The 1,365-nt window shown below is 34.9% G+C and carries 2 protein-coding genes and 1 pseudogene; all 3 read right to left on the bottom strand.

Features of this window, described 5'->3' with window-relative positions:
- Window positions 1-168 precede the first annotated feature (168 nt).
- Window positions 169-294 (bottom strand): annotated as a pseudogene (locus DWX73_RS13275) (helix-turn-helix domain-containing protein); the annotation flags it as partial.
- 340 nt (window positions 295-634) lie between these two features.
- Window positions 635-1,159, bottom strand: a complete 525-nt coding sequence (locus tag DWX73_RS13280) for a hypothetical protein (protein ID WP_118349129.1) — start codon at window positions 1,157-1,159, stop codon at window positions 635-637.
- 2 nt (window positions 1,160-1,161) lie between these two features.
- Window positions 1,162-1,365: hypothetical protein (locus tag DWX73_RS13715; RefSeq protein ID WP_207659338.1), on the bottom strand; the 204-nt coding region annotated here is incomplete at its 5' end.

Below are 1,365 nucleotides of genomic sequence, written 5' to 3' on the forward strand. Positions count from 1 at the left end.
CAGCCTGATAAGTTTAGAGTAATCAAGCAGAAATGAAATAGTCTGCTGTTTCAAGGCAACGAAAAAGAGATACCAGCACATTTATGCAGTATTTCTAACTTAATCACACTATTCTTTTATTCGCAAGCAGGAAACACAGGTTATTTCTTAATATCCTTTTGTTTGGGAAACTCCACATTCCCATTTTGAAACAGACTTATCACTCATTCCCAACTTTTCAGCTAACTCTTTTTGTGTCAATCCTAATGCTTTTCTTTTTCCTGCAATATATTTTCCAATTTTTATCAAATCCATACGCGCCCTCCCTTCTGTTACTTTAATAATAACCTAACGCATCCTATTTTCACACCCCTCCAGAGTAGAATTTGTATTTTTTATTATGACCTATCCACCCACTAATTTCTTTTCAATTTGAGAAATTTTTTCATAACTAAAAAAGATAATCAACATCTGTTGATTACCTTATGTATTCTAAGCATGGATAAACCTGGAATTTTCGAGTACTTTCTGCTCGGCAATAATTCCAATATTTTTTATATACAAAGTTTAAGTTGTTATCAAAAAACCGCCGATTATTTGATGGTTTTAACAGGGGATGCCCCTCTCTCCTTTTTAATCATTACATGCTCTCTTGTTAATCCGCAATTATCATAAGCCTAGACAATTTTCCCTCATTTGGATTATCCATATGGTAATCATACGAAGCTAAATACTGTTGTTCTCCTACTACAACCATATTGCGAAACAGATCTAGCGCTTCCAATACTATAACGGACTTTTCATCTCCGTCAACATTAGTAACTGTAATCGTGCCATTGCGATCATCGACACTTTGTATTGTTACTACCATCATAGCAGACCGTTCTTGTTTTTGAGTGTAAAAATATCTTGCTTGAAACACAAGCAAAACAACCAGGAGCAAGGCAAACCATTTATCTTCTCTAGTAGTCTTTTTCTGAAGTATTTGTTTGATTAAAATAATCAACCAAATAAGTGTTGCAAAAAGGCAGATAAACGGAATAAACGAAGAAATCTCATGAACACCATAACTTATGAGGGAGTAGATGCCATAAAACGCAAGCTCCTCTTGGATGCTGAAAAATCCCCATAATAAAAGACCTACTGCTATTCCAATTATTCTTTTTGTTATTTTCCTCATACTTAACACCACCTACTTCTTCTTAGCTTCAAATGTCCTGCATCGGTTGACATTTCAGATTCTACATTATACCCCAAAATCCATATTTTCGTATTTAATTGTACCAAGCCGCTAGCGCGGCGGCTAGCCCCAGGTACGTGAATTTTCCACTTTTTTAACAAAAAAGTAGCAGTTTTTGAATATATGTTGTATTGTTGAGTTACCAC

The organism is Coprococcus sp. AF21-14LB, from assembly GCF_003458885.1.
Classification (GTDB): Bacteria; Bacillota; Clostridia; order Lachnospirales; family Lachnospiraceae; genus UBA9414.

What these genes read in the sequence shown, in the direction of transcription:
- DWX73_RS13280 (WP_118349129.1), bottom strand. Translation starts at nt 1,159, where the DNA reads ATGAGGAAAATAACAAAAAGAATAATTGGAATAGCAGTAGGTCTTTTA.